This window comes from Cytobacillus sp. GQ23, assembly GCF_059758675.1.
The window spans coordinates 146,538-172,331 of record NZ_JCAXER010000003.1; the positions used below are offsets into that span (position 1 = coordinate 146,538).

Below are 25,794 nucleotides of genomic sequence, written 5' to 3' on the forward strand. Positions count from 1 at the left end.
TTGAAAAAAGCAAGCTCTGATGCTTGCTTTTTTCATTTGACTAAAACTGAGAGACTTTTCCCCACTCAGCAGGGTCTTTTCGCCATTCAATCAGCTTTTTCATATCTTCTTCCTGGATAAAGCCCTTTTCAACTGCTACTTCTGTCAGAGCTTCAATATCAGTCAGTGTATATGCTTCAATTTCCTCTTCGGCGAGCATTTGTTTTCCTTTTTCAAGCTGGTAGGTGAAGATTGCAGCCACACCCAGCACTTCACAGCCTGCTTCCCTTAAAGCTTTGACAGCAGTTATGGCACTTCCTCCTGTTGAGATGAGGTCTTCAACAACAACAACCTTTTGGCCCTTGACTGCTTGACCTTCAATTTGTTTTCCTTTTCCATGCCCCTTTGCCTTAGAGCGGACATAGCACATTGGCAGTTCCATCTTGTCACTGACCCAGGCTGCATGCGGAATGCCTGCCGTGGCTGTCCCTGCAATTAGCTCTGCTTCAGGAAATTTATCAAGGATGATAGCCTGAAGGCCGGCAGCAATTTCTTTTCTGACTTCAGGATGAGACAGTGTCAGACGGTTATCACAATAGATTGGGGAACGCAGCCCTGAAGACCATGTAAACGGCTCGTTTGGGTTTAATGCTACAGCTTTAATATCCAGTAATTTTTCTGCTATTTTATGCTTCATTCAGAACACCCTCCCAGGATTGTTTGCATTGAATATACTTTTCGAATGGATTTTCTGCTCTGGTAATCGACCTTCCCACCACAATGGCAGAAGCCCCTTCTTTTCTTGCGAATTCAGGTGTGGCCACTCTTTTTTGGTCACCTTTATCGTCAGATGACAGGCGTATTCCCGGTGTTACAGTCAAAAAGGCAGAGCCTATTTGCGAAGCTATCGCCCTTGACTCAAAGCTTGAACATACTACACCATCAAGCCCTGCTTCTTTGGCAAGATTAGCATAATGCAGAACAGATTCGTTTAATGAAACAGCGATTAATTGGTCAGACTTCATTTGCTGTTCGGACGTGCTTGTCAGCTGCGTCACAGCAATACAAGATGGCCTTTTCCCTGTACTGCCTGCATCAAGTCCTTCACGTGCAGCTTCCATCATCGCTTTTCCTCCTGCAGCATGCACATTGACCATATCGCAGCCAAGCCCCGCAAGCCGCTTCATGGCACTTTTAACTGTATTAGGAATATCATGAAGCTTGAGATCAAGGAATATATCATGCCCCTGTTCCTTTAACTCGTAAACAATGGAAGGCCCCTCCTGGTAAAATAACTCCATGCCAACCTTTAGAAATAACTTTTCATTTTCAAAGTTTTGCAGAAAATGATGAACTTCCTGTTTCCCTGGAAAATCAAGAGCAATAATGAGCGGCTTTTTCATGTTTCTTCCAGCTCCTTCCTGTGCATTCTGCAATATGATCATACCCGAGTTTTCCAATAAGTTCCGGCAGCTCACCAATAATGTTTGGACAGACAAAAGGATTTACGAAGTTAGCTGTTCCAACCGCTACCGCACTTGCACCTGCATAGAAGTATTCAATGACATCCTCTGCAGATTCGATTCCTCCCATGCCAATAATCGGAAGAGATACCTGCTGGCTCACTTCATATATCATCCGCAGCGCGACTGGCTTAATGGCCGGTCCTGAAAGCCCGCCTGATTTATTTGCCAGAATTGGATTTCCGGTTTTTAGATCGATTCTCATGCCAACAAGCGTGTTGATCATCGTTAAACCGTCTGCTCCCCCATCTTCAACTGCTTTAGCCATTTCTACAATATTTGTGACATTTGGTGATAGCTTCACATAGACAGGTACCTCAGATACCTCTTTTACTTTTTTCGTTAAATTCTTAGCAATTTCCGGAATAGTGCCGAATGCTATTCCGCCTGTCTTCACATTCGGGCAGGAGATGTTGAGTTCAAGCGCATGTACATTCGGGCTTGCAGAAATTTTCCTGGCAACCGCTATATAATCCTCTTCCTGCGAACCGGCTACATTGGCAATGATCGGAACATCAAATTGTTCCAGCCATACTAATTCTTCATTTACCACTTTTTCAAGGCCGGGATTCTGCAGCCCTATTGCATTAAGCATCCCTGCAGATGTCTCAGCCACTCTTGGTGTTGGATTTCCAAATCGGGGCTCTAAAGTCGTCGCCTTGATCATGATTGCGCCTAATTGGCTCAAATCATACAGCTGGCTGAATTCTCTTCCGAAGCCAAAGCACCCTGATGCAGGCATGATTGGATTTTTCAATTTCAGTCCAGGCAAATTGACGCTTAATGAATTCATAGAACTACCTCCCCTGCTTTAAAGACCGGTCCGTCACTGCAGACTTTTTTATAACTGTATCCTTCCGGGTCATCCCCGGTATGGCAGACACATGCAAAGCACGCCCCAATGCCGCATCCCATTCTTTCTTCCAATGACAGGAATACCTTTTTATGCGGGTATTGATATTCAAGCGCCTTCAGCATCGGTGTCGGGCCGCAGGAATATAAAACATCGAAATCAATATTCATCCCATTAATAACATCTGTAACAAAGCCTTTCGTTCCTGCACTGCCATCAGCTGTAGCCAGATAGGTCTGGCCCAGCAGTGCAAACTTTTCTTCATAGAAAACTGCATCGGCTGCTTGGAAGCCCAGAACATGAATTACCTTAACGCCGCGGTTTACAAGCTTCTTAGATAGTTCATATAAAGGGGGTACTCCGATTCCTCCCCCTACAAGCAGTGCTGTATCTCCCCGGCCAGCTTCACTGATTGGAAATCCATTACCAAGCGGTCCCAATACATCAGCGTAATCACCAGGCCTTTTTTCTGAAAGTAATGTTGTTCCTCTGCCTTCAGCACGATAAATCATCTTAAACTGGCTTTGATCAGGTAAAATTTCGGCTATGCTGATTGGCCTTCTCAGCATGGGGTCATAGCCCTCAGATATTTTCAAATGGACAAACTGCCCAGGTTCTTTCATTTCATGAACAAGCTCACCTTGAAGGGTGAGCTCGTAAATGTTTTCGGCCAGTTTTATTTGTGATATTACTTTACATTGTTCCTGTCTGATCAAGATAAAACCGCCTCCCGGACTTCTTCTGGTTTATCCATCGCGTCTGCTGAAAAATTCATTGATTCCACTACTTGAAGAATTGCTTCTGCCGTATCAAGTGAGGTTAGGCACGGCACGCCATTTTCCACTGATTCGCGGCGGATGCGGAAACCATCTCTTGCAGGCTGTTTCCCTTTTGTTAGTGTATTAATAACAAATTGTGCTTCGCCATTTTTTATAACATCCAGAAGGTTAGTACCTTCCGAGCCAATTTTCCCGGTCACTTTTACAGGTATGCCTTCAGATTGCAGGTATAGAGCCGTTCCGCTTGTCGCCATTAGCCTGTAGCCGATGGATACAAATCTTTTTGCCAGCTGCAAAGCTTCTTCTTTATCCTTGTCAGCGACAGTCATGAGCACAGTGCCATACGGCTGGATTTTCATGCCGGAAGCAACAAGGCCTTTATAAAGGGCTTTTTCAAGCGTGGAATCTTTCCCCATAACTTCACCGGTCGACTTCATTTCAGGTCCTAAAGTGATGTCTACCCTTCTTAATTTTGCGAAGGAGAACACCGGCACTTTTACGTACACGCCTTTTCTCTCCGGAAGAAGGCCGGAACCAAAGCCCTGCTCTGCAAGAGTTTGACCCATGATAACCTTTGTGGCAATTTTGGCCATCGGCACATTCGTAATCTTGCTCAGGAACGGAACTGTCCGGCTTGAACGCGGGTTGACTTCCAAGACATATACTTCCCCTTTAGCCACTACATACTGGATATTCAGAAGACCTATAATGCCAAGGCCTTTGGCCATCTTTCCGGTATACTCGACAAGCTTGTCTTTAATAGCTTCTGAAATATTTTGAGGAGGATAGACCGCAATGGAATCACCTGAGTGAACTCCAGCTCTTTCTATATGCTCCATGATGCCGGGTATAAGGACATTTTCACCATCCGAGATAGCGTCCACTTCAATTTCCTTCCCAGTTAAATATCGGTCGATTAATACCGGGTGTTCCGGATTCACTTTTACAGCGTTTTCCATATAGTACAGAAGCTCATCTTCTTTATAGACGATCTCCATGGCTCTTCCGCCAAGTACATATGATGGACGGACAACCACCGGATATCCTATTTCACTGGCAATTGCGACTGCCTGCTCCACAGATAGGGCAGTCTTTCCCTTTGGCATTGGAATGCCAAGCTCTGTAAGAGCATGTTCAAATTTATCCCGGTCTTCTGCCCGGTCTAAGCTTTCGAGAGACGTTCCCAGAATTTTTACGCCTCTTTCTACCAGATCTGCTGCAAGGTTAATCGCCGTTTGTCCTCCAAATTGCACAACTACACCTTCCGGCTTCTCAAGATCGATGATATGCATGACATCTTCTATTGTAAGCGGCTCAAAATATAACTTATCGGAGATGCTAAAGTCAGTAGAGACTGTTTCAGGATTATTATTAATGATGATTGCTTCGTATCCTGCTTCCTTAATGGCCCAAACTGCGTGTACTGTTGAGTAATCAAACTCTACTCCCTGCCCGATACGGATTGGCCCTGAGCCGAGGACGACAACACTTTTGCGGTCAGTTACTTCCGATTCGTTCTCATCTTCATAAGTTCCATAGAAATACGGAGTTTCCGATTCAAATTCTGCTGCACAAGTATCAACCATTTTATAAACCGGTACAATCGCATTTTCTTGTCTCCAGCTGTATACTTCTTTCTCACTCGAATTCCACATTCTAGCAATTACTTGATCGGCAAAGCCCATTTCCTTTGCAGCTTTCCCTGTTTCAGGGTCAAATGGATTTTCAGTTAATACACTCTCAAAATCTATGATTTTCTTAATCTTATGAAGGAAGAATAAATCAATTTTGCTCCATTCATGGATCGTCTCGATCGTGACTCCTCTTCTGATGGCTTCCCCGATATAAAACAGACGTTCATCTCCAGCTTTCCGGATCCGCTTTTCGATTAATTCATCAGAAATTTGGCCGGCATCCTTCAGCTCAAGGTGATAAATGTTGGCTTCAAGTGAGCGGACTGCTTTCAGGAGAGATTCTTCAAAAGTTCGTCCTATCGCCATTACTTCTCCTGTAGCCTTCATTTGGGTGCCAAGCGAACGGTTCGCTGATTCGAACTTATCAAACGGCCAGCGCGGGATTTTTGAGACAATATAATCCAATGCCGGTTCAAAGCAGGCATATGTTTTTCCTGTCACAGGATTCATCATTTCATCAAGTGTCAGCCCCACCGCTATCTTGGCTGCCAGCTTGGCAATCGGATAACCTGTTGCCTTGGATGCCAGCGCTGATGAACGGCTGACACGCGGGTTAACCTCAATGATGTAATAATTGAAGCTTTCCGGATCAAGTGCCAGCTGGACATTGCATCCTCCTTCAATCTCGAGGGCTCGGATGATTTTTAATGAAGTGTTTCTAAGCAGCTGATACTCACGATCACTCAAAGTTTGGCTTGGAGCTACCACAATTGAATCACCTGTATGGACACCTACTGGATCGAAGTTTTCCATATTGCAGACAACAATCGCATTGTCATTGGAGTCCCGCATCACTTCATACTCAATTTCTTTGTATCCCGCAATGCTCTTTTCAAGCAGGCACTGTGTAACTGGGCTGTTCTTTAAGCCGCTTGTCACAATTTCGGTTAATTCTTCATCATCGTGGCAGATTCCGCCGCCCGTTCCCCCCAATGTGAAAGCAGGGCGTACAATTACCGGATAGCCAATTCTGTTTACAAATTCAAATGCTTCATCCAAGTTATGAATAATATCACTTTCAGGCACCGGCTCGCCTAGTTCATTCATCAGGTTTCTGAAAAGATCCCTATCTTCCGCTTTTTGGATAGCAGATAACTTTGTACCGAGGATCTCAACTCCGCATTCTTCCAGTACACCTGATTCGGCAAGTTCTACTGCCAGGTTTAATCCTGTCTGTCCCCCCAGGGTTGGAACGAGTGCATCAGGGCGTTCTTTTCGGATAATCCGGCTGACGAATTCCAGCGTAAGCGGCTCTATATATACTGCGTCAGCAATCTCAGTATCTGTCATAATCGTGGCAGGATTTGAGTTTACTAGAATGACGCGGTAGCCTTCTTCTTTCAATGCAATGCAGGCTTGTGTTCCAGCATAATCAAACTCTGCTGCCTGCCCGATGACGATTGGTCCTGATCCGATTACTAAAATGCTTTTTATATCTGTACGCTTTGGCATGCTGCAGCACCTTCCTCTTTATGTGATTCAATCAATTGCATGAATTGTTCAAATAGCCCGTTTGCGTCTTCAGGTCCCGGCGAAGCTTCAGGATGATATTGCACAGTGAATGCAGGGGCCTGTTTATGCTTTAAGCCTTCGATTGTCCCATCGTTTAAGGCGATATGTGTTACTTCAAGCGGAGTTCCTGTAATGGAATTCTCTTCTACTGAGTATCCATGGTTTTGAGATGTTAAAGCGACTTTTCCGGTTTGCAGATCTTTTACCGGATGGTTTGAACCGCGATGGCCGAATTTCAGTTTTTCTGTATTGGCACCGCAAGCCAGGGCAAAAAGCTGATGTCCCAGGCAAATTCCGAAAATCGGTACTTTACCCAAAAGACCTCTAATCATTGTGATGGCCTCCGGAACATCTTTTGGGTCTCCAGGGCCATTGGAAAGCATTACTCCATCCGGGCTCATGCTGAGTATTTCTTCAGCCGATGTATTATATGGCACAACTATCACATCACAATCCCGTTTGTTTAGCTCTCTTAAAATCCCGTGTTTCATGCCGAAATCAACCAGTACAACCCTTCTGCCGCGGCCGGGGCTTGGATAAGGTGTCTTAGTGGAAACTTGCTTTACCTGATCATTGCGCAGATTGGTTGCCCGAAGTTTTTCAATGATTACTTCAGGGCTTTCACTCATGCTGCAGATAGCACCTTTCAGCGTCCCATGCTGCCTGATAATTCTTGTTAATTTTCTAGTATCAATCCCAGCAATTCCGGGGATGTTTTTCATCTTAAAATAATCAGCGATAGATTGTTCATTTCTCCAGTTTGAAGGAAAATCGCTTGCTTCTTTAACAATGAACCCGGCGATTGCTGGAGAAATTGATTCAAAATCATCCCGATTTATTCCGTAATTTCCGATTAAAGGATATGTCAATGTTACTATCTGCCCGCAGTAGGAAGGGTCAGAGAGAATTTCCTGGTATCCCGTCATTCCTGTATTGAATACTACCTCTCCAATCGATGCTGTATCACTTCCAAATCCTTTTCCAATAAAAATTGTTCCGTCTTCCAGAATCAGCTGTTTTTTCATGCTTTTACACTCCCTCTGTTCCAAACAATTTTTCCGCCTTCTATCGTCACTACTGGCCAGCCTTTACAATCCCAGCCGGCAAATGGCGTATTCTTCCCTTTCGATAAGAACTTTGCAGGGTCAATTTTTTCATGCTGTTTTAGATCAAGCAGGACAAGGTCAGCGATTTCTCCTGCTTGCAATTTTCCAGATTGCAGGCCGAATGCCTGTGCAGGCTTGATGGTTAAAAATTCAATCAGCTGTTTTAGCGTGAATATCCCTTTTTCTACGAAATGTGTGTAAAGAAGCGGAAAGGCTGTCTCAAGGCCGACAATCCCGAAAGGAGCAAGCTCCATTCCTTCTTCTTTTTCTGCTGCTGTGTGAGGTGCATGGTCAGTTGCGATGAAATCAATCGTTCCGTCCAGCAAACCTTCAATTAAGGCAGATCTGTCGTCTGCTCCTCTTAAAGGAGGATTCATTTTAAAGTTGGCATCAAGGCCAGGAATATCCTCTTCACAAAGAAGGAGGTGATGAGGCGTCACTTCAGCCGTTACTTTAATGCCTGCACGCTTTGCATCTCTCACCACTCTGACGGACTCTTTTGTGCTGATATGGCACACATGGTAGTGGCAGCCAGCTGCTTCGGCAAGAAGCACATCCCTTGCGATTTGTACTGATTCACAGACGGAAGGAATACCATTTAAACCATTCTCTTTAGCAAAAACTCCATCATGTACAGAACCTTTGTTAATGAGGGTATTTTCTTCGCAGTGGGCCACAATCGGCATGTCGATCTCTGCTGCATTTTTCATTGCCTGCAGCATCATTGCTGCTGATTGTACCCCAACTCCATCATCTGTAAAAGCAAACGCTCCAGCTTCTTTCAGGGCTTTAAAATCGGTTAATTCCTGGCCCAGCTCACGGATTGTAATCGATGCATACGGCAAAACTTTGACCGCTGCATTCTCTTCAATTCGGCTGTTCAATTTTTCAAGCTGTTCTTTTGTATCAGGTACTGGACGAGTATTTGGCATCGCAGCAACCGTTGTGAAACCGCCTTTAGCAGCTGCCTTTGTGCCAGTTTCAATGGTTTCTTTCTTTTCACCGCCGGGTTCACGCAAGTGTATGTGCAGGTCTATAAAACCGGGTGCGATCAGCAACCCTTCTGCATCAACCACTTCCTGCGCTTCATTTCCGACGCCTGCACCGATCTCAGCGATTTTCCCTGACTTTATATAAATGTCAGTTTTTTTAAGTTTTCCTTCTTTAGTAAGCAACTGGCCATTTTTTATTAACATTGACATGTTTAGCTCCCCCTTCAATATGTTTAATCGATCTTTTTAATACAGCCATTCGGATGTACACACCATTTTGCATTTGCTTAAAGATTCTGGAACGCTCGCATTCCACTAGGCAATCCGCAATTTCCACACCGCGATTTACTGGTGCCGGATGCATGATAATGCTGTTTGGCTTCATTGTTTTTTCACGATCTTCTGTAAGTCCGTATGCCAGGTGGTATTCTTCAGCAGTTTGATTGGTCTTCGATTCATGCCGCTCATGCTGAATTCTCAGCAGCATTACAACATCAGAAGTTTCTATGGCTGTGTCTACATCTTCATACATACCATTTTCAAGCAATTCTTCATTAAACCATTCTTCAGGACCTGAAAAGACAACCTTTGCACCGAGCCTTACAAGCGCATCTGCATTGGATCTCGCGACGCGGCTATGTGCTATATCTCCGATTATCGCTACTTTTAATCCGTCAAAGGAGCCGAATTCCTGTTTAATTGTCAAGAGATCCAGCAGTGATTGGGTTGGATGGTGCCCGCAGCCGTCCCCTGCATTCAGGATGGAAACACCAGATCTACCTGCCAATTCATCAAAATAGCGATCCTGGCTATGGCGGATGACAACTGCGTGAACACCGATTGCTTCCAGGGTTTTGACTGTATCGTATAATGATTCACCCTTGGATACGCTTGATGTGCTGACTTCAAATGGAATGATGTCCAGTCCAAGCCGCCTTTCCGCCACTTCAAAGCTGCATTTTGTTCTTGTGCTATTCTCAAAAAAGAGGTTGGCGACAAAAGTCTTTTGTTCAGGTGACCATATTCCGCCGTTTAAAAAGTATTGTGCATCTTCAAGAATTTCATTGATTTCATTAATTTCTAACTCTGAGGTAGTGAGCAAATGGTTCATTATTAACCTCCTCTTTCAGTAAAAAACACCCTGCCAATTTGGTCAGGGTGCTGCAAAGTTGAGGCAGACAGATATACGGATACACTTTTATACCGTATAGCCAGTTTGCCCCAAACACCCTTTTAAGCCTCGCTGGGCTTAGTTAAAAAGCGTTAAGCTACATTATTTTTTTTTTCATTTTCAGTTTTAAACATGTCTTCCTTCGCCTCTTCCCTGCCAGGGAGAATAAGGTTCAGCAGAACTCCGCTGATCGCCGCCAGGGCCATTCCTTCAAGCTTAAATGCCCAGATTTCTATATGAGCTCCGCCAATTCCCAGTACAAGGATAACTGATGCGATGACCAGGTTGCGGTTGTTTCCAAAATCAACCTTGCTGTCAACCAGCATTCTTAAGCCTGATGAAGCGATGATTCCAAACAGCAGGATGGACACGCCACCCATTACTGGAGTAGGAATGGAGCTGATCAGTGCGGTAACCTTCCCAATGAACCCGAAGATAATGGCGATGACTGCAGCACCGGCAAGTACATAGACACTGTATATTTTCGTAATGGCGAGTACACCGATATTTTCACCGTACGTTGTCTTTGGCGGTCCGCCAATGAGTGCTGAAATCATTGTTCCAGTTCCGTCAGCAAGGATGGAGCGGTGAAGACCCGGTTCTTTAATGTAATCTTTTCCAACTACTTTTCCAAGGACAAGCTGATGGCCGATATGCTCAGATATTGTCACCACAGCCACCGGAATCATTAGAAGTGCCAAATCAAGCGTTACCCTCACTTTATAGTCTGCAAATGGAATCAGGAATTCCGGCATTTCAAACCAAGCTGCCTGCTGTACAAGCGAGAAGTCGATCAGGCCAATGGCCAGAGAGTATACATAACCGATGATGATACCCGCAAGAATCGGAACCATATTGAGTATTCCTTTTGCATATATGGAGAAGATGATTGTTGCACTTAAAGTGATAAGCGCTGCTGAGAAATGCAGCATGCTGTATTCTCCAGTTTCAGGATTGTTCATAGCCATTCCAACTGCTGTTCCTGCTAATGCCAGCCCGATTACAATGATTACAGGACCGACTACAATTGGCGGGAGCAGTTTCATAATCCAGCGGTAGCCTGCTTTTTTGATTATCAAGGCAACTGCTCCATACACAAGTCCAGCCATAAAGCTGCCGATCATGGCAGCACCAGGGCCCCCGGCAGCTTTTGCTGCGATGATTGGGGCAATGAATGCGAAGGATGACCCTAGGTAAGCCGGCACCTGCCATTTCGTTATGATGAGAAATGCTATTGTTGCAAGTCCGCTTGATATTAAAGCAATGGCAGGATTCAATCCAACTAGATAAGGTACAAGTATGGTGGCTCCAAACATTGCGAATAAGTGCTGTATACTTAATGTCAGCCAGTGGACTGGTTTTGGAACATCTTTTATATCTAAAATAGGTTTGTTCATTGCGATCTCTCCTCTGCTTTTTAGTAAAAAACCCTCTTTGCATGGGTGCAAAGAGGGTGCAAGAGCACAGCAAATGACAGACCGATTCTGCTGTGTTCCCCTTTGCCAGCCTCTCTGGACTGCATTTAAAAGGGCTATTTAATTTTCGTATATACTTACCTGGTCGTTCTCATCTACTTCCTTCAGCTCGACAACAATTTTTTCCGAACTGGAGGTTGGAATGTTTTTCCCGACATAATCAGCTCTAATCGGAAGCTCCCTATGGCCACGGTCCACAAGGACTGCCAGCTGGATTTGCGAGGGCCGTCCGATGTCAATCAGTGCATCAAGGGCAGCTCTAACTGTTCTTCCTGTATAAAGAACATCATCGATCAGTATCACTTTCTGATCATTTATATCTTTTGGAACCTCTGACCCTTTGACAAGCGGCTCCTGATTTTCAGTCTTTTTCGTAAGATCATCTCTATACAAAGTGATATCAAGCTCGCCAACATCAATTTTGGCACCTTCTATTTGTTCAATCCGCTCAGCAAGGCGGTTCGCAAGGTAAATCCCCCTTGTTCGGATACCAATAAGAACGCAATTTTCAATCCCTTTATTTTTCTCAATGATTTCATGAGCAATCCTTGTCAGCGCTCTCCTGATTGCCTGGTCATCCAAAACAATTGCTTTTTGCTGCGGCATCATGATCACTCCTATTGTCAAATATTTTAACAAAAAACCCTCTCACCGATTAGGCGAGAGGGTAAACGATTCTTTCAGCAGAATAAGGACACAGTACTCCTTATTCAATCCGTTTCCTTCCCAGCCTCACGGGACTGTTTTAAAGGACTTATTCAACTATAGTCATCTTATAGCACAATTGGACAAATGTCAACGATTATTTGCAAGATTATCGACTAGTTCCTTAAAATAATCCGGTGCAGGTGCTTCAAACTCAAGGTACTCGCCGGAACGCGGATGTTTAAAGCCAAGGACGCCTGCATGTAGTGCTTGTCCCCCAATATCGAGAGTCTTTCTAGGACCATATTTAGGATCTCCTGCCAAAGGAAAGCCAATGTATTTCATATGAACCCTGATTTGATGTGTTCTTCCCGTTTCCAACTGGCATTCCACCAGTGTAAAATCCTTGAAGCGCTCAAGGACCTGAAAATGCGTAACAGCATGTTTCCCGTTGTCCACAACACTCATGCTCTGACGGTCTTTAGGATCGCGGGCGATTGGCGCATCAATAGTACCGTAATCGTGTGGAATAATTCCATGGACAATGGCCCGGTACTTACGTGTAACCGTTTTGTTCATTAGCTGGTTCACAAGACTTTCATGTGCCATATCATTCTTTGCAACCATGAGAAGACCTGATGTATCTTTATCGATTCTGTGAACGATTCCTGGCCTCATGACTCCATTAATTCCTGATAAATCCTTGCAATGAGCCATAAGACCATTTACAAGTGTTCCTGTTCCATGCCCGGCAGCAGGATGGACAACCATTCCTTTTGGTTTATTTACAACAAGTACATCCTGGTCTTCATAATAAATATCCAAGTCCATTTTTTCAGGCACTACATCGAGTTCTTCTGGTTCAGGAATTGATATTTCAATTTTATCGTCTGCTGAACATTTGTAATTGGTTTTAGGCGTTTGGCCATTCACTAAAACATTGCCTTCCTTGATCCATTGCTGTACCTGAGTTCTTGACCAATCTGCATTTAATGAGGATAATACTTTATCTATTCTTTCTCCTGCCTGTTCATCAGGAATGATGTGTTCCATTTTCTCCATAAGATTTCTCCTTCTTCTTTGCTTCTCTCTCTTCAAGCAGCATCTGAATCATCAATAGCCCTACACCGATAACCAGCGCCGAGTCAGCAATATTGAAAACGGGAAAGTCATAGCCAAAAATATAAGTGTTGATAAAATCCACAACTTCTTTTCGATATACCCTGTCAATAAAGTTCCCAATCGCTCCGCCCAGCATCAAGCCTAAAGAAACTCCAAGAAGCAATTTGCCTTTTGCTGCTTTTTGAATGTAATAAATAATCCCAAGAATGACAATCACGGTTATTACGTAGAAGAACCACATTTGCCCCTGCAGGATGCCCCATGCAGCGCCCCGGTTGCGGTGAGATGTTATATAAAGAAAGTCCTCAATAACTTTAACACTTTCACCTAATTCAAAGTTCTTAACAATCAGCCACTTCGTAAACTGATCAAGTAAAATTACGAACAATGCAATTATGTAATAAAACACAAAGGCAACCCCCAAATCTCATATCATTACCTTTGCATTTTAGCACAAACTGAATAAAAAACACAGCACACACCCAGCTCAGTGGAAAATAGATTTTCTATAGAATTTCTCCAGCCTGCTGCAATCCTCCAATGATTTTAAGGTAGGAATCATCTCCAGCAAATTTTCGGGCAGCAGTTCGCCGGAAATTTCACACTTGCCGAAATTTCCCGATTCAATTTTGCTGAGTGTTTGTTCAATATCATGCAGCTCTTCCAATAAAATAGGCTTTATCAGCGCGGAACTGTTGCCTTCCATGAGTCTTTCCAATATTTCCTGTCTTGTATTACGGAGTTCAGTATATAGCCCTTCTGCTTTTGCATCCATGCTTTTTCCTCCGTTCTGTGATGTTTACTTTATTATTTTCTTCGAACGAATTTCAGACACGGATAAACTTTTAGCAAACGGCACAACATTTAGTGAAGGTGGAATTATTTATAATAGGCTCTTTTCGTATAAATTGTTGTTTTTCGCTAAGCAATGTTGTCCGTGATTGCAGCAAAGGGATGGCAAGCGTTCTGCACTGTCCCGCTGCTCCTGCTGGACATTGAATTAGCTTCCTTGAATATACACCGCACAAAGAAAATGCGCAGGCATTTTCGAGGATCTTGCTCCTTCCGCTGCAATCAACTCAGCAAATTTGATACAAAAAACAGCAAGCCTTGCGAAAACGGCAAAAAAACAGTCCCCCAATATTTGAGGGACTGCAGGTAATTAAACCAAATGGCTATAATTATTTTTTACAACATCAGCACAGCGAGGGCAGAGGGCATCATAACCTTCCTTCTGGCCAACTTCCGGAGTGACTGTCCAGCAGCGGTCGCATGTTTCGCCTTCTGCCTTGGAAACTACAATTGCGGTGTTTTCAAACTTTATAGCATGGTCAGGAGCATCGGAAAGGCTGCCTGCTACTTCGAATCCAGATACGATAAAGATCTGCTGAAGATTTTCCTGAATTGAATCAAGAAGGCTCTTTGTTTGATCATTTACATAAAGGGTTACTTTTGCAGTCAGAGATTTGCCGATCACCTTTTCATTACGCGCCTCTTCCAATGCTTTAAGAACGTCATTGCGCAGCTTCATAAATGCAGTCCACTTTTCTTCCAGCTTATTTGCATTAAGAAGCTCTTGATATTCTGGCATATCCGTCAATTGTACACTTTCTTCCTTCACATTTGGAATAAAGTTCCAAACTTCATCTGATGTATGTGAAAGGATAGGTGCAACTAATTTTGTCAGAGCAATCAGGCTTTCATATAGAACCGTTTGGATTGCACGGCGTTCTGCATTATCTTTCGCTTCAATGTAAAGGACGTCTTTCGCAAAATCCAAATAGAATGCACTCAAATCTAAAGTACAGAAATTATTCACAGCATGATAGATGCTGGCGAATTCATAGCGGTCATAAGACTCGCGGACATTCTTGATCAGCTTATTTAGCTTAACCAGCATAAACTGGTCAACTTCGCGCAGGTTTTCAAATGAAACCGAATCTGTTGCCGGGTCGAAATCATTCAGATTTCCAAGCAGGAAGCGGAAAGTATTACGGATCTTTCTATAAACTTCGGCCACCTGTTTTAGAATAGCGTCAGATACCCGGACATCAGCCTGATAGTCAACCGAAGCTACCCATAGGCGCAAAATATCAGCACCAAGCTGGTTCATGACTTTTGCCGGAACAACTACGTTTCCAATGGATTTACTCATTTTTCTTCCTTCACCATCAAGAGTAAAACCGTGGCTCAGCACCCCTTTGTAAGGCGCTTTCCCCGTTACAGCTACAGCAGTTGAAAGGGAAGAGTTAAACCAGCCTCGGTATTGATCAGATCCTTCAAGGTATAAATCAGCAGGACGCTGTAAATCGTCACGCTCTAAAAGAACTGCCTGGTGGGAAGAACCTGAATCAAACCAAACATCCATGATATCCGTTTCTTTTGTAAACTGGCCATTAGGGCTTCCGGAATGCGTAAACCCTTCAGGCAGCAATTCTTTTGCTTCTCTCTCAAACCAGATATTTGAACCATGTTCGCGGAAAAGATTCGATACATGATCAATAGTTTCATCTGTGATAATTTCTTCGCCACTTTCCGCATAAAAGACCGGAATAGGCACTCCCCATACACGCTGGCGGGAGATACACCAATCACCGCGATCCCTGACCATATTAAATAGTCTGGTCTCTCCCCATGCCGGATACCAATTTGTTTCCTTAACAGCTTCCATAAGTTCATTGCGGAAATCTTTAATGGATGCAAACCATTGGGCAGTAGCACGGAAAATAACAGGCTTTTTCGTTCTCCAGTCATGTGGATAAGAGTGAGTAATGAATGACAGTTTTAATAAAGCGCCCGCTTCCTCGAGTTTCTCAGTAACCGGTTTATTGGCTGCATCATAGAATAATCCTTCAAAACCTGGAGCTTCATTTGTCATGTTTCCTTTATCATCTACCGGGCATAATACATCAAGCCCGTACTTCATGCCGACCTGGAAATCATCTTCCCCATGGCCAGGAGCAGTATGAACACATCCAGTACCGGCATCGGTTGTTACATGTTCACCTAGCATGACAAGTGAATCACGGCCATAAATCGGATGTTCGGCAGTAATATACTCAAGGTCAGTTCCTTTTACCGTTTGAACAACTTGATAACCTTCCCATTCGAACTCTTTAGCCACAGCAGTCAATAAATCTTCTGCTACCATAAACTTTTTGCCGTTTACTTCCACTACGGTATAGGAGAGATCCGGATGAACTGAAATTCCAAGGTTTGCCGGAATGGTCCATGGAGTTGTAGTCCAAATGACGATATGAGTATCTTGATCCAATACTTCTTTGCCATCTTTTACTTTAAAAGCTACATAAATGGATGGCGAACGTTTATCTTTATATTCAATTTCTGCCTCTGCCAAAGCAGATTCAGATGATGGAGACCAATAAACAGGCTTTTTGCCTTTATAAATATAGCCTTTTTTCGCCATCTCCCCAAAGACTTTTATTTGCTGGGCTTCATACTCCGGCTTAAGTGTGATGTATGGGTTCTCCCAATCACCGCGTACACCTAAGCGCTTAAATTGTTCGCGCTGGCTGTCGATCTGCCCATATGCGTATTCTTCACATAGTTCGCGGAACTCTGCAACACTCATTTCTTTACGCTTTACACCCTTGTTTGTCAGCGCCTGCTCAATTGGCAGACCATGTGTATCCCAGCCGGGAACATAAGGAGCATTATAGCCAGTCATCGACTTGGACCGTACGATAAAATCCTTTAAAATCTTGTTCAGCGCATGGCCGATGTGAATGTCGCCATTTGCATATGGAGGACCATCATGCAGTACAAACATCGGACGCCCTTTTGTCCGTTCCTGGACTTTTTCATAAATATTCATCTCTTCCCATTTTGCCTGAATTTCTGGTTCGCGCTTTGGAAGATTGCCGCGCATTGGGAATTCTGTCTTTGGCATTAATAAACTATCTTTGTAATCCATTCCTTTTCCTCCTGTTTGTATCTCATTAAATACCATGATAGCCAATGAGGGCTTAGAAAAACCTCAGGAAAATACAAAAAACCCTCTCATCCCGAAAAGGGACGAGAAGGTTCTATTCTCCCGCGGTACCACCCTTGTAGATGAAATAAAATGAAATTTCATCCGCTCAAAGCATTCTTAACGTGAATGATTCGCCTTGGCCTACTGATTGATGAAAGTTCGGCAAGGAACTCAAGGGTGATTTTCCAGCTTTTGCTTATTCCCGGGCTTCCACCATCCCCGGCTCGCTTACAGAGTGAGTATCCACTCTGTATATAAGCTATTGAAAAGACTGTACTGTCCCTCTCATTGTTGATAAACATTGTATTTACTTTGTTTTAAAATTATATGCGATATTTCCCGATTTCGTCAAGCCAGTGATTCTTCTTCTTCTCTTAATGATTTTAGTTCAGTGGAATCCAGCTTATATTCCATCAAATGATCCCAATCATCGTTATTCAGCATATCAAGCTGTGCTTCAACAAGCATTTTGAAGCGTGTTCGGAATACTTTGGACTGTTTCTTTAAATCTTCAATATCCAGCGCAATTTTTCTTGCTTTGGATAAGGACTCGTTTACAATCCTGTCAGCATTTTTTTCTGCTTCCTTGATAATTAGCTTTGCTTCTTTGTGAGCATTGCGTTTCACTTCTTCTGCTGCTTCCTGTGCAACCACAATAGATTTATTCAGTGTTTCTTCTATTGTGGTAAAGTGGCCAATGCGGTCATTTGTTTCATTTAGCTTTTCTTCCAGCTCTTTTTTTTCCCTGATCAGGATTTCGTAGTCCTTTATGATTTGGTCGAGGAATTCGTTCACTTCATCTTCATCATAACCGCGGAACCCTTTGCTGAATTCCTTGTTATGAATATCTAACGGTGTTAATGGCATAAGTGCCACCTCCCAGGTCTGTTGATCTTATGTAAATTGGTTTGAGCCTGCTGGTTCTATTTAATTATAGCAGACTCGGCTGTCTTTTGATTATTTATTCGACAGGTTGTTTCAAAATCCTTCAAGATAATAAAAAATTATATCTGTTTGGAGGTGCTGATTTTCTCTTCAGGCACTCATCGGGAAGAAATGTAAAAGCATTTTTAGGGTATTACACCCTCCACTCTAATCAGTACATTATCACAGTTTGATTAAACATCTTACGGATCACCCATACATAATCATGCTGGAGGAAATTAATCAGCCATTTAGCTATCTCTGTCTCCCGGCAACTATCCTCCATTTGTCCTTTTTTGTTTTCCCGTCTATTTCTATGATTTTGGAGCGGCCCTGCCCCCTGACTGAGATGATATCGCTTTGCTGGCATTCAAATGAAGGATTTTCTATTTGCATCCAATTGACTTTGACAATCCCCTGTTGGATATATAACTGGGATTTTTGTCTCGAGATGTTGTAGATAGCTGACATTACGGTGTCCAATCTAAGGGATGAAGTGGTAACGGAGCTTTCTTTCCACACTTCTGCCGATTGGATCGCCTGAGAAAAGGGCTGTTTTTTTAATGTTACTGACGCTCTGCCAATTGACTGCAGCTGCAGGCTAATATATTCCTCAATTTCTTGTGCAGCAAAGAATTGAATTCTGTCACCTTCAAATAGGATATCACCAAATTTTCCTCTTTTTAGGCCCATTGACATCAGACTGCCGAGGACTTGAGGGTGTTCTATGGTAACAAACTTTTTGGGGTATTCCAATTCAAAAAGCTGAATATGGAAATCACCATCATTGCTTTCATAATAATCAGGAAATATCAGTGCCCTTTTTCTCTCAGCACTTGGCGTCCCGCCAAATAAAGCAAATAAGATTCCCGAATCCTGTCCTATAACGCTTTTTAGAATTTGCTGCTCTCTTGGATCAAGAAAATCAGTAAGCTTTGGTGCGTATGTATTTTCTACAATGTTTTTCCAGTTAAGAACCTGGTCAATAAATTCTCTTTCCTCCGGCCGAAAATGCTGATATATATTCATATCTGGTGAACCTCCTTTTAAACAAATAAAAAAGGGCCATCAATATAGCCCTGTTTGTTAGTCTTATGAAATCCAATATAGAAGCTGGTGCAAACCTCCTGTGGCAAATCGCAAAACTAAGATAGCCACAATTGGAGAAATATCAATCATCCCAAGCGGAGGAATAATTTTGCGGAACGGCTCAAGATACGGTTCACAAATTCTTGCCAGAAATTGGCCAAAGGCTGATTCCCTGGCATTAGGAAACCAGGACAGCAGAATATAAATAATTAGTGCCCATGAGTAATAATAAATTGCCGATGATAATATTCCAAATACTAATTCCATTAAGTGCTACCACCTCGTATTTTCTAATTCTTGTTCTTTCATCAGCTGAGAAATGTTTCCTGATACTTCAACATTGTCAGGTGTACATAGAAAAATATCAGTTCCAATCTTTTGAATATCTCCTCCAATGGCATAAACTGTTCCGCTTAGGAAGTCGACAATGCGCTTTGCCTGATCTTTTTCTATCCTCTGCAGATTGACTACAACAGCTCTTCTGTTTTTCAGCTGATCCGCAATATCCTGTGCTTCTGCATATACCCGCGGTTCAACAAGAACTACTTTAGAAGACTTCTGCACACTTTGCAGACTGACAATGTTTTGTTTTTGAACTGGCTGCTGCTGTTTCTGCACCTGCTTCACCGGCTCTCTTTCTTCTTCGATGTTTTCCTCTTCCTTATAGTCATATTCATCATCCAGGAAGAAAAATGTTTTAAATTTTGATTTTATACTCATTTTATTAAACCTCCTGACCCTCTTGGCCTACTAAAGCTGTCCCAATCCTAACCATGGTGGCTCCTTCTTCAATTGCCAGAGTAAAATCATTGGACATGCCCATTGAAAGCTCGGTACAGGGAGCAAAATCTAAACCTAGCTCTTTTACCTTATTTTGAAGGTCCTTAAGCCTGCGGAAACAGGCACGAAGAATATCCTTGTCTTCTGTAAGTGGTGCCATCGTCATTAGACCAATGATATTGAGATTTTTATAATCGGCCAGACTTGAAATAAAGTCAGCTGCCTCATCAGGGTTTATCCCCTGTTTGGAGGTTTCTCCTGATACATTAACCTGAACAAAGCAATTTATCTTTCGATTCGCCCGCTTGTCAATTTCTTTGGCGAGGGATAGCCTGTCCAGTGAATGTATATAGTCAACTTTATCAATAATATTTTTCACTTTGCGCGTTTGCAGTGTTCCGATAAAATGCCAGGACGGCCGGTCTTTTAACACTTCCCATTTTGCAAGAAGGCCATCATCCCTGTTCTCGCCTAGGTGATGAATACCTGCTTCAAGCGCTTCCTGTGCCCTTTCAGCCGAAACATACTTAGTTACCGCAATTACGGTAATTTCTTCGGGCTTACGGTTAGCCTTTATACATGCTTCGCTGATGGCTGTCTCTATTTCCTTTAAATTTTCTTCTACTCTCATTTAAGTTCCTGCTTCCTCCTTCCAGCCAATAAAGCTCATCATCCTGCCGGTATTTCCCTTATCTCTTCGGTGGGAGAAAAAATAGTCAGTATGACAGCTAGTGCAAAAATCAGTATTCATGATATTTTCATTTGGTATCCCTGCGTTAACAAGAATTTTCCTATTTAATTCTTTAAGATCAAGCTGGAATTGATTGTCACTAATTTGATTATATGGCTTTGTATCGACATCTTCTAGTATTTTTTGCACTTTCGAAATAACATGATTATCAACAATATAACAATTTGCACAAATGGAAGGCCCAATCACAGCCTGGATCTCATTTAAGTTTATTCCTTCACCTGCAAATAGTTCAGCCATATTCCTTCCAATTCCCCCAACAGTCCCTTTCCAGCCTGCATGGGCAATTCCTATGGCTCCTGTCTTTTCATGCAGGAAATAAAGGGGTACACAATCTGCATAACACAGGGTCAGCATGACGCCTTTAGAATAAGTGAAAAAGCCGTCAGTATCCGCTAAGGAATCCTTGTAAACAAGAGCACCTTTTCCACTATCACTCCGGGTAACTTTCTGTATATTCACTCCGTGAGTTTGTTCAGCGCCAACCCAATCTCCAAGAGAAAATCCAAGCAAGTCAGCCACATGCTGCCGATTTTGACTGACTGCTTCATAGCTGTCATTCACATGCAATCCAACATTAAGCGTTTCATATGCGTTACGGCCAAAACCGCCATTTTTAGTTGTAAAACCAGCCATTATATTTGGAAAACGATCCGCCCACTCTTTTATGACAAAATACTCTTCCGTTTTTAAAGAAAATGGTTCCATACGATTAACCCCATTTTATTTTTCTATAGTTTACCACAAGGAAGGCAGTGATGACACCATTTACAACTCTTATGCTTCACCTTCTATATATTTTGGCTCAATCCCATCTTGATAACGGACAAGTATGACATCTTCACCAATTTTTAAAATATTTCTCCATGGAATGACAATTTCTGCGTCTCTGCCAAAGAAACCTAACATTTTCCCCGCTCCTCCGATAATTACAGATTCAATTTTCCCTGTATTTATATTAATATCTATATCCCCAATATTTCCAAGCTTTCTGCCGTCAGCTACATTTACAACATCCTTCATTTGGAATTCAGATATTTTCACCATCGACACTTCACTCCCAATTTATTTTCTTATTCAATATATGTTTGACTCTATAAGAAAAATGTTTGGTAAATATAAAAAGCAGCCAAATTGGCTGCTAGCTTTGAATATTTTTATTCATTTGTTTGATAGCCGCTTTTTCGAGCCTTGAAACTTGTGCCTGGGAAATACCGATTTCCTCCGCCACTTCCATTTGGGTTTTGCCCTGGAAGAAGCGTTTTCTGAGAATCAGTTTTTCCCGTTCATTCAGTCTCCTCATTCCCTCTTTGAGCGCTATTTCTTCAATCCATTGAATATCTTTGTTCCGTTCATCGCTAAGCTGATCCATCACATAAATCGGATCTCCGCCATCATTATAAATCGGCTCAAATAATGAAACAGGATCCTGGATGGCATCCAGTGCAAAAACAATTTCTTCATGAGGCACATCCAGCTCTTTAGCTATTTCCTCTGCTGTTGGCTCTTTGGATGTTTTACTCATCAGGCGTTCTCTTACTTGCAAAGCTTTATAAGCGATATCCCTTAAAGAACGAGAGACACGGATCGGATTATTATCACGCAGATACCTGCGTATTTCCCCAATAATCATCGGAACGGCATAGGTGGAAAACTTAACGTTTTGACTTAGATCAAAATTATCAATAGATTTCATCAGACCGATACAGCCGACCTGGAAAAGGTCATCAACAAATTCGCCTCTGTTATTAAAACGCTGAATCACACTCAATACGAGGCGCAAATTGCCGTTGACGAGTTTTTCCCGTGCGGTTATATCCCCCTTATGCATTTGCTTGAAGAGCTCTCTCATTTCTTCGTTTTTTAAAACTGGAAGCTTTGAAGTATCAACACCGCAAATTTCTACTTTATTTCGAGTCAATCCATTTCCCTCCTCACAGGAGCTGCTGTACAAAAAACAGTATCTCCTCGGGAAGGAAAAATATGCACCTTCTAATCAGCCTGCCGGATGGGAAAACGGTCAAAGCATCATAAATACTAGGTTTCGCCTTGCAAAATTTTGTAAAAAATATTCCTGGATTAAACTTCTAAACCATCTTGTTAAATTCTTTTTTTAGTCTTTTTATTATTCTTTTTTCCAGACGGGAAATATAAGACTGGGAAATCCCCAGCATATCTGCCACGTCCTTTTGAGTTTTTTCTTCACCAGATCCGAGTCCGAATCTGAGCTCCATTATCTGTTTTTCACGATCTGAAAGCTGATGTAATGCTTTTAAAAGGAGCTTCTTATCAACATTTGCTTCAAGATCCTTGGTAATAATGTCATCTTCAGTGCCGAGTACATCTGAAAGAAGGAGCTCATTGCCATCCCAATCAATATTTAGTGGTTCATCAAAGGAAACTTCAGAACGTATTTTATTATTCCTTCTTAAATACATTAGAATTTCATTCTCAATACAGCGGGATGCATATGTAGCCAGCTTGATTTTTTTCTCGGGATTAAAAGTATTTACTGCTTTAATAAGCCCAATCGTTCCAATGCTGATTAAGTCCTCTATATTTATGCCTGTATTTTCAAACTTTCTCGCAATATACACAACAAGACGCAGATTTCTTTCGATTAAAATGGATCTTGCCGCTTTATCTCCTTTTGGAAGCTTGATCAGGAGCATTTCTTCTTCTTCCTTACTGAGTGGAGGAGGTAGTGCTTCGCTTCCGCCTATATAATATACTTCATCTGTTTTAATCCCCAGCTTAATCAACAATTTATACCAATAGTAGGATAAGCGAAGTTTTAACTTTTTCATGAATTGTCCTCCTTCTAAATTAAGTTCGTGCAGAGTATAGTATATTAACTTACTTTTGCATCCGGCTTCAATGTACTTTTACCTGTAAGCATTTTGGGGTGTACGATGCACTGAAACGCATCGTCAGCTGAAAGCTGCTGCATCGAAAATGATATTAACCCGCGTTCCGCCTCAATAATTTCATTCTCTTTCTCAAGGAGAATCCGGTCAGGCTTAAACCCTATGATTAATTGATGCTCTTGTCCAACAACCTTACATGGGATGACCCTCATTTTATGCTCCCAATCCTCTCCAATTGACTCGCTCCCCATGATAATATCCTCCGGGTTACCTGCCATTTTACAAATTTCAGAAGGAAACTCATCTAGCCTGTCTTTAATCGATATGAACATAACAGGCATTTTCGAAATGGGGTCGTATAACTGGTTGCCGCTGTCAATCAGTCCTTTGAAGCAATATTCTGTTTCATTGATTACCACCCGCACGAGAATTAATGAGTCATATTGAATTTTTGTCATCTCAATACCTTCAACATTTTTCTTAGAAAAGTGCCAGGCTAGGGGAAATCCAAGAAGGACGAACAGCCAGCTGATTGGATCACCAAAACCTTTAACACTTGCCAGCATGACAGATGAAGAAAGCTTAAAATCAAAATTGATAAAATAATGAATGCCTATTAAGGCGCCTCCAACTAAAAAAGTAGCAAAATAAAAAGTCATAAGACCTTTTACAAAATAACGCAATCGCTTAAAGCCGAAAACAGCTATTACCATTGCAATCGAGAATAATAGCTTAGTGAAGGGATGCCCTGAATATTCATTAAATGGTGTAAATACTAATAAAATGATGATCGAACCTATGAAGCCGCCCGCAAGTATTCTCCAAAGTCTGATTTCTCTTTTTAGAATTATGGCTGTTAAATAAAGGAGAAGGCTGTCAAACATTAAATTTAATGCCCAGATAACATCCAAATAGATCGTCAATTATCTTCCTCCCTTATTAAATCAGAATCTGATAGATTGACGTGAGGTAACTATTCTCTCATATAGGTAAAGTGCGATGATTCTGTTAGAAAAAAGTATAGCGCATTTAAGTAATGGAAGTGTGTCGCTTTCTGTATGCAAAAAGATAGAAATTTTCCCTATTCCCAACGGAATTTGTCATTATTTTTCTATTGATTTTCCTTCCTATTTTCAATGGGTGTGATTTATATCACATTTTTTATTTTCATTATCAACTATAATGACAGTGAAAATAAGAAAAAGGAGTTTTGCTGATATGCTAGACACAAAGACAATTGAAATTATTAAAAGCACTGTACCTGTACTTGAAAAACATGGTGAAGCTATTACAAAAGCATTCTATAAACTCATGTTTACAAATCACCCAGAACTGCTGAACATTTTCAATCATGCTAATCAAAAGCAGGGGCGTCAGCAAAAAGCACTTGCAAACTCTGTATATGCTGCAGCAAAATATATTGATAATCTAGAAGCTATTATTCCGGTTGTCACTCAAATCGCACATAAACACAGATCATTAGGAATCAAACCTGAACATTATCCTATTGTAGGAGAACATTTAATTCTTGCCATCAAGGAAGTATTGCAGGAGGCTGCTACTGAAGAAATTATTGAAGCATGGGTTAAAGCATATGGTGTGATAGCTGATGCATTTATCGGATTAGAAAAGAGTCTGTACGAGGATGCAGCACATAAGCCAGGAGGCTGGAATGACTTCAGAGCTTTCACTGTAGCCAAAAAGGTAAAAGAAAGTAATGTGATTACATCATTCTACTTCACACCGTGTGATGGAGGAAAAATTTCCAGCTTCCTTCCGGGTCAATATATTAGTGTGAAATTATCGATTCCCGGAGAAGAATACACTCATATTCGCCAATATAGCCTGTCCGATTCCCCGGAAAAATCATATTATCGAATTTCTGTAAAGAAAGAAGAGGGCAACTCTGAGAAGCCGGACGGAAAGGTTTCCAGCTATCTGCACAACAATATTAACGAAGGCGACCTTATAGAAATCAGTGCCCCAGCAGGCGATTTCGTTCTTGAGAATGCAGATAAGCCTGTGGTTCTTCTTAGCGGCGGGGTAGGCATTACACCAATGCACAGTATGCTGCGTCATCTTGATGCCACTGGAGTAAATCATGAAACTATTTTTGTTCATGCTGCACTCAATGGAAATGTACAGGCATTTGCCAACGAGGTTCAGGAGATTGCAAAGAATAACCCATTAGTTAAACCATATTTCTGCTTTGAAAAACCAACAGATAAAGATAAAGCTGACAAAGTTTACAGCAAAGAAGGCTATATTACCTCTGAGTGGCTAAAAACAATCGTGCCAAATAAAGACAGCATGATTTATATGTGTGGACCAGTTCCTTTTATGCAGGCTATGTATGAAGTGTTGCTTGATGCAGGCTTCAAAAAGGAAAACATTCGCTATGAATTCTTCGGGCCAGCAATGCAATTAAAGGAAACTCAATCAGTATAAACAAATTAAGCATGGCTCATATTTTGGGTCATGCTTTTATATTTAAAAACTTAAATGATAATAATAAAAGCACCTGGAATCAAGCTGATT

General features: G+C 42.0%; 25 protein-coding genes and 1 other annotated feature. Of the genes, 1 reads left to right on the forward strand and 24 read right to left on the reverse strand.

The annotated features are described in order from the left end of the window. Positions 1 to 40: 40 nt before the first annotated feature. From pyrE to spoIIGA, 24 genes are all read right to left on the reverse strand, one after another. Positions 41 to 676 (reverse strand): orotate phosphoribosyltransferase, encoded by a 636-nt coding sequence (gene pyrE, locus AC6CHU_RS03645; RefSeq protein WP_498120077.1) that lies wholly within the window; start codon positions 674 to 676, stop codon positions 41 to 43. Continuing rightward, positions 666 to 1,382 carry an orotidine-5'-phosphate decarboxylase gene (pyrF, locus tag AC6CHU_RS03650; RefSeq protein WP_159862609.1) on the reverse strand — a complete coding sequence of 239 codons (717 nt, stop codon included), beginning with the start codon at positions 1,380 to 1,382 and terminating at the stop codon, positions 666 to 668. The genes pyrE and pyrF overlap by 11 nt, the downstream gene beginning before the upstream one ends. Beyond that, positions 1,354 to 2,295 (reverse strand): dihydroorotate dehydrogenase, encoded by a 942-nt coding sequence (locus tag AC6CHU_RS03655; RefSeq protein ID WP_159862608.1) that lies wholly within the window; start codon positions 2,293 to 2,295, stop codon positions 1,354 to 1,356. Before AC6CHU_RS03655 ends, pyrF begins: the two co-directional genes overlap by 29 nt. Beyond that, a complete protein-coding gene (locus AC6CHU_RS03660) occupies positions 2,292 to 3,071 on the reverse strand; it encodes a dihydroorotate dehydrogenase electron transfer subunit (RefSeq protein WP_498120078.1) in 780 nt (259 codons plus the stop codon). The genes AC6CHU_RS03655 and AC6CHU_RS03660 overlap by 4 nt, the downstream gene beginning before the upstream one ends. Next, positions 3,068 to 6,280 carry a carbamoyl-phosphate synthase large subunit gene (carB, locus tag AC6CHU_RS03665; RefSeq protein WP_251282805.1) on the reverse strand — a complete coding sequence of 1,071 codons (3,213 nt, stop codon included), beginning with the start codon at positions 6,278 to 6,280 and terminating at the stop codon, positions 3,068 to 3,070. Before carB ends, AC6CHU_RS03660 begins: the two co-directional genes overlap by 4 nt. Next, on the reverse strand, positions 6,259 to 7,365 hold the full coding sequence (locus AC6CHU_RS03670) for a carbamoyl phosphate synthase small subunit (protein WP_159862605.1): 1,107 nt from the start codon (positions 7,363 to 7,365) through the stop codon (positions 6,259 to 6,261). Before AC6CHU_RS03670 ends, carB begins: the two co-directional genes overlap by 22 nt. After that, positions 7,362 to 8,648: a dihydroorotase gene (pyrC, locus tag AC6CHU_RS03675; protein WP_498120080.1), complete on the reverse strand. Its 1,287-nt coding sequence runs from the start codon at positions 8,646 to 8,648 to the stop codon at positions 7,362 to 7,364. The genes AC6CHU_RS03670 and pyrC overlap by 4 nt, the downstream gene beginning before the upstream one ends. Next, positions 8,611 to 9,549 (reverse strand): aspartate carbamoyltransferase catalytic subunit, encoded by a 939-nt coding sequence (locus tag AC6CHU_RS03680; protein ID WP_498120082.1) that lies wholly within the window; start codon positions 9,547 to 9,549, stop codon positions 8,611 to 8,613. The genes pyrC and AC6CHU_RS03680 overlap by 38 nt, the downstream gene beginning before the upstream one ends. A 152-nt stretch (positions 9,550 to 9,701) precedes the next feature. Next, a complete protein-coding gene (locus AC6CHU_RS03685) occupies positions 9,702 to 11,006 on the reverse strand; it encodes a solute carrier family 23 protein (RefSeq protein WP_498120084.1) in 1,305 nt (434 codons plus the stop codon). Positions 11,007 to 11,144: 138 nt separating this feature from the next. Beyond that, entirely contained in the window at positions 11,145 to 11,690 is a 546-nt protein-coding gene (gene pyrR, locus AC6CHU_RS03690; RefSeq protein WP_159862751.1) for a bifunctional pyr operon transcriptional regulator/uracil phosphoribosyltransferase PyrR, read from the reverse strand. Between the two features lie 189 nt (positions 11,691 to 11,879). Then, a complete protein-coding gene (locus AC6CHU_RS03695) occupies positions 11,880 to 12,791 on the reverse strand; it encodes an RluA family pseudouridine synthase (protein ID WP_159862601.1) in 912 nt (303 codons plus the stop codon). Beyond that, a complete protein-coding gene (lspA, locus tag AC6CHU_RS03700; RefSeq protein WP_159862600.1) occupies positions 12,763 to 13,260 on the reverse strand; it encodes a signal peptidase II in 498 nt (165 codons plus the stop codon). Before lspA ends, AC6CHU_RS03695 begins: the two co-directional genes overlap by 29 nt. A gap of 78 nt (positions 13,261 to 13,338) precedes the next feature. Next, positions 13,339 to 13,626, reverse strand: coding sequence for a hypothetical protein (locus tag AC6CHU_RS03705; protein ID WP_159862599.1), 288 nt, complete (start codon positions 13,624 to 13,626; stop codon positions 13,339 to 13,341). 387 nt (positions 13,627 to 14,013) lie between these two features. Then, the gene (gene ileS, locus AC6CHU_RS03710; protein ID WP_498120087.1) at positions 14,014 to 16,785 is read right to left on the reverse strand and encodes an isoleucine--tRNA ligase; all 2,772 of its coding nucleotides are present in this window, start codon (positions 16,783 to 16,785) and stop codon (positions 14,014 to 14,016) included. Positions 16,786 to 16,879: 94 nt separating this feature from the next. Beyond that, positions 16,880 to 17,143: a binding site (T-box leader), on the reverse strand. 50 nt (positions 17,144 to 17,193) lie between these two features. Continuing rightward, positions 17,194 to 17,712, reverse strand: coding sequence for a DivIVA domain-containing protein (locus tag AC6CHU_RS03715; protein ID WP_048007906.1), 519 nt, complete (start codon positions 17,710 to 17,712; stop codon positions 17,194 to 17,196). A 312-nt stretch (positions 17,713 to 18,024) separates the two neighbouring features. Beyond that, complete coding sequence (locus tag AC6CHU_RS03720; RefSeq protein ID WP_251282796.1) at positions 18,025 to 18,798, reverse strand: YlmH family RNA-binding protein; 774 nt, start codon at positions 18,796 to 18,798, stop codon at positions 18,025 to 18,027. Between the two features lie 63 nt (positions 18,799 to 18,861). Then, positions 18,862 to 19,125: a YggT family protein gene (locus AC6CHU_RS03725; protein WP_159862596.1), complete on the reverse strand. Its 264-nt coding sequence runs from the start codon at positions 19,123 to 19,125 to the stop codon at positions 18,862 to 18,864. A 6-nt stretch (positions 19,126 to 19,131) separates the two neighbouring features. Beyond that, the gene (locus AC6CHU_RS03730; protein ID WP_061790943.1) at positions 19,132 to 19,578 is read right to left on the reverse strand and encodes a cell division protein SepF; all 447 of its coding nucleotides are present in this window, start codon (positions 19,576 to 19,578) and stop codon (positions 19,132 to 19,134) included. A gap of 4 nt (positions 19,579 to 19,582) precedes the next feature. Next, positions 19,583 to 20,269: a YggS family pyridoxal phosphate-dependent enzyme gene (locus tag AC6CHU_RS03735; RefSeq protein WP_251282794.1), complete on the reverse strand. Its 687-nt coding sequence runs from the start codon at positions 20,267 to 20,269 to the stop codon at positions 19,583 to 19,585. Further along, positions 20,270 to 21,097, reverse strand: a complete 828-nt coding sequence (gene pgeF / locus AC6CHU_RS03740) for a peptidoglycan editing factor PgeF (protein WP_159862594.1) — start codon at positions 21,095 to 21,097, stop codon at positions 20,270 to 20,272. 69 nt (positions 21,098 to 21,166) lie between these two features. Next, entirely contained in the window at positions 21,167 to 21,436 is a 270-nt protein-coding gene (locus tag AC6CHU_RS03745; RefSeq protein ID WP_251282793.1) for a YlmC/YmxH family sporulation protein, read from the reverse strand. 94 nt (positions 21,437 to 21,530) lie between these two features. Further along, on the reverse strand, positions 21,531 to 22,310 hold the full coding sequence (gene sigG, locus AC6CHU_RS03750) for an RNA polymerase sporulation sigma factor SigG (protein ID WP_159862592.1): 780 nt from the start codon (positions 22,308 to 22,310) through the stop codon (positions 21,531 to 21,533). 166 nt (positions 22,311 to 22,476) lie between these two features. After that, the gene (gene sigE / locus AC6CHU_RS03755) at positions 22,477 to 23,196 is read right to left on the reverse strand and encodes an RNA polymerase sporulation sigma factor SigE (RefSeq protein WP_009330857.1); all 720 of its coding nucleotides are present in this window, start codon (positions 23,194 to 23,196) and stop codon (positions 22,477 to 22,479) included. Positions 23,197 to 23,240: 44 nt separating this feature from the next. Beyond that, positions 23,241 to 24,179 (reverse strand): sigma-E processing peptidase SpoIIGA, encoded by a 939-nt coding sequence (gene spoIIGA / locus AC6CHU_RS03760; RefSeq protein WP_159862591.1) that lies wholly within the window; start codon positions 24,177 to 24,179, stop codon positions 23,241 to 23,243. A 295-nt stretch (positions 24,180 to 24,474) separates the two neighbouring features. On the opposite strand from spoIIGA, the gene hmpA reads away from it, so the two are divergent. After that, the gene (gene hmpA / locus AC6CHU_RS03765; protein ID WP_159862590.1) at positions 24,475 to 25,704 is read left to right on the forward strand and encodes an NO-inducible flavohemoprotein; all 1,230 of its coding nucleotides are present in this window, start codon (positions 24,475 to 24,477) and stop codon (positions 25,702 to 25,704) included. Positions 25,705 to 25,794 lie beyond the last annotated feature (90 nt).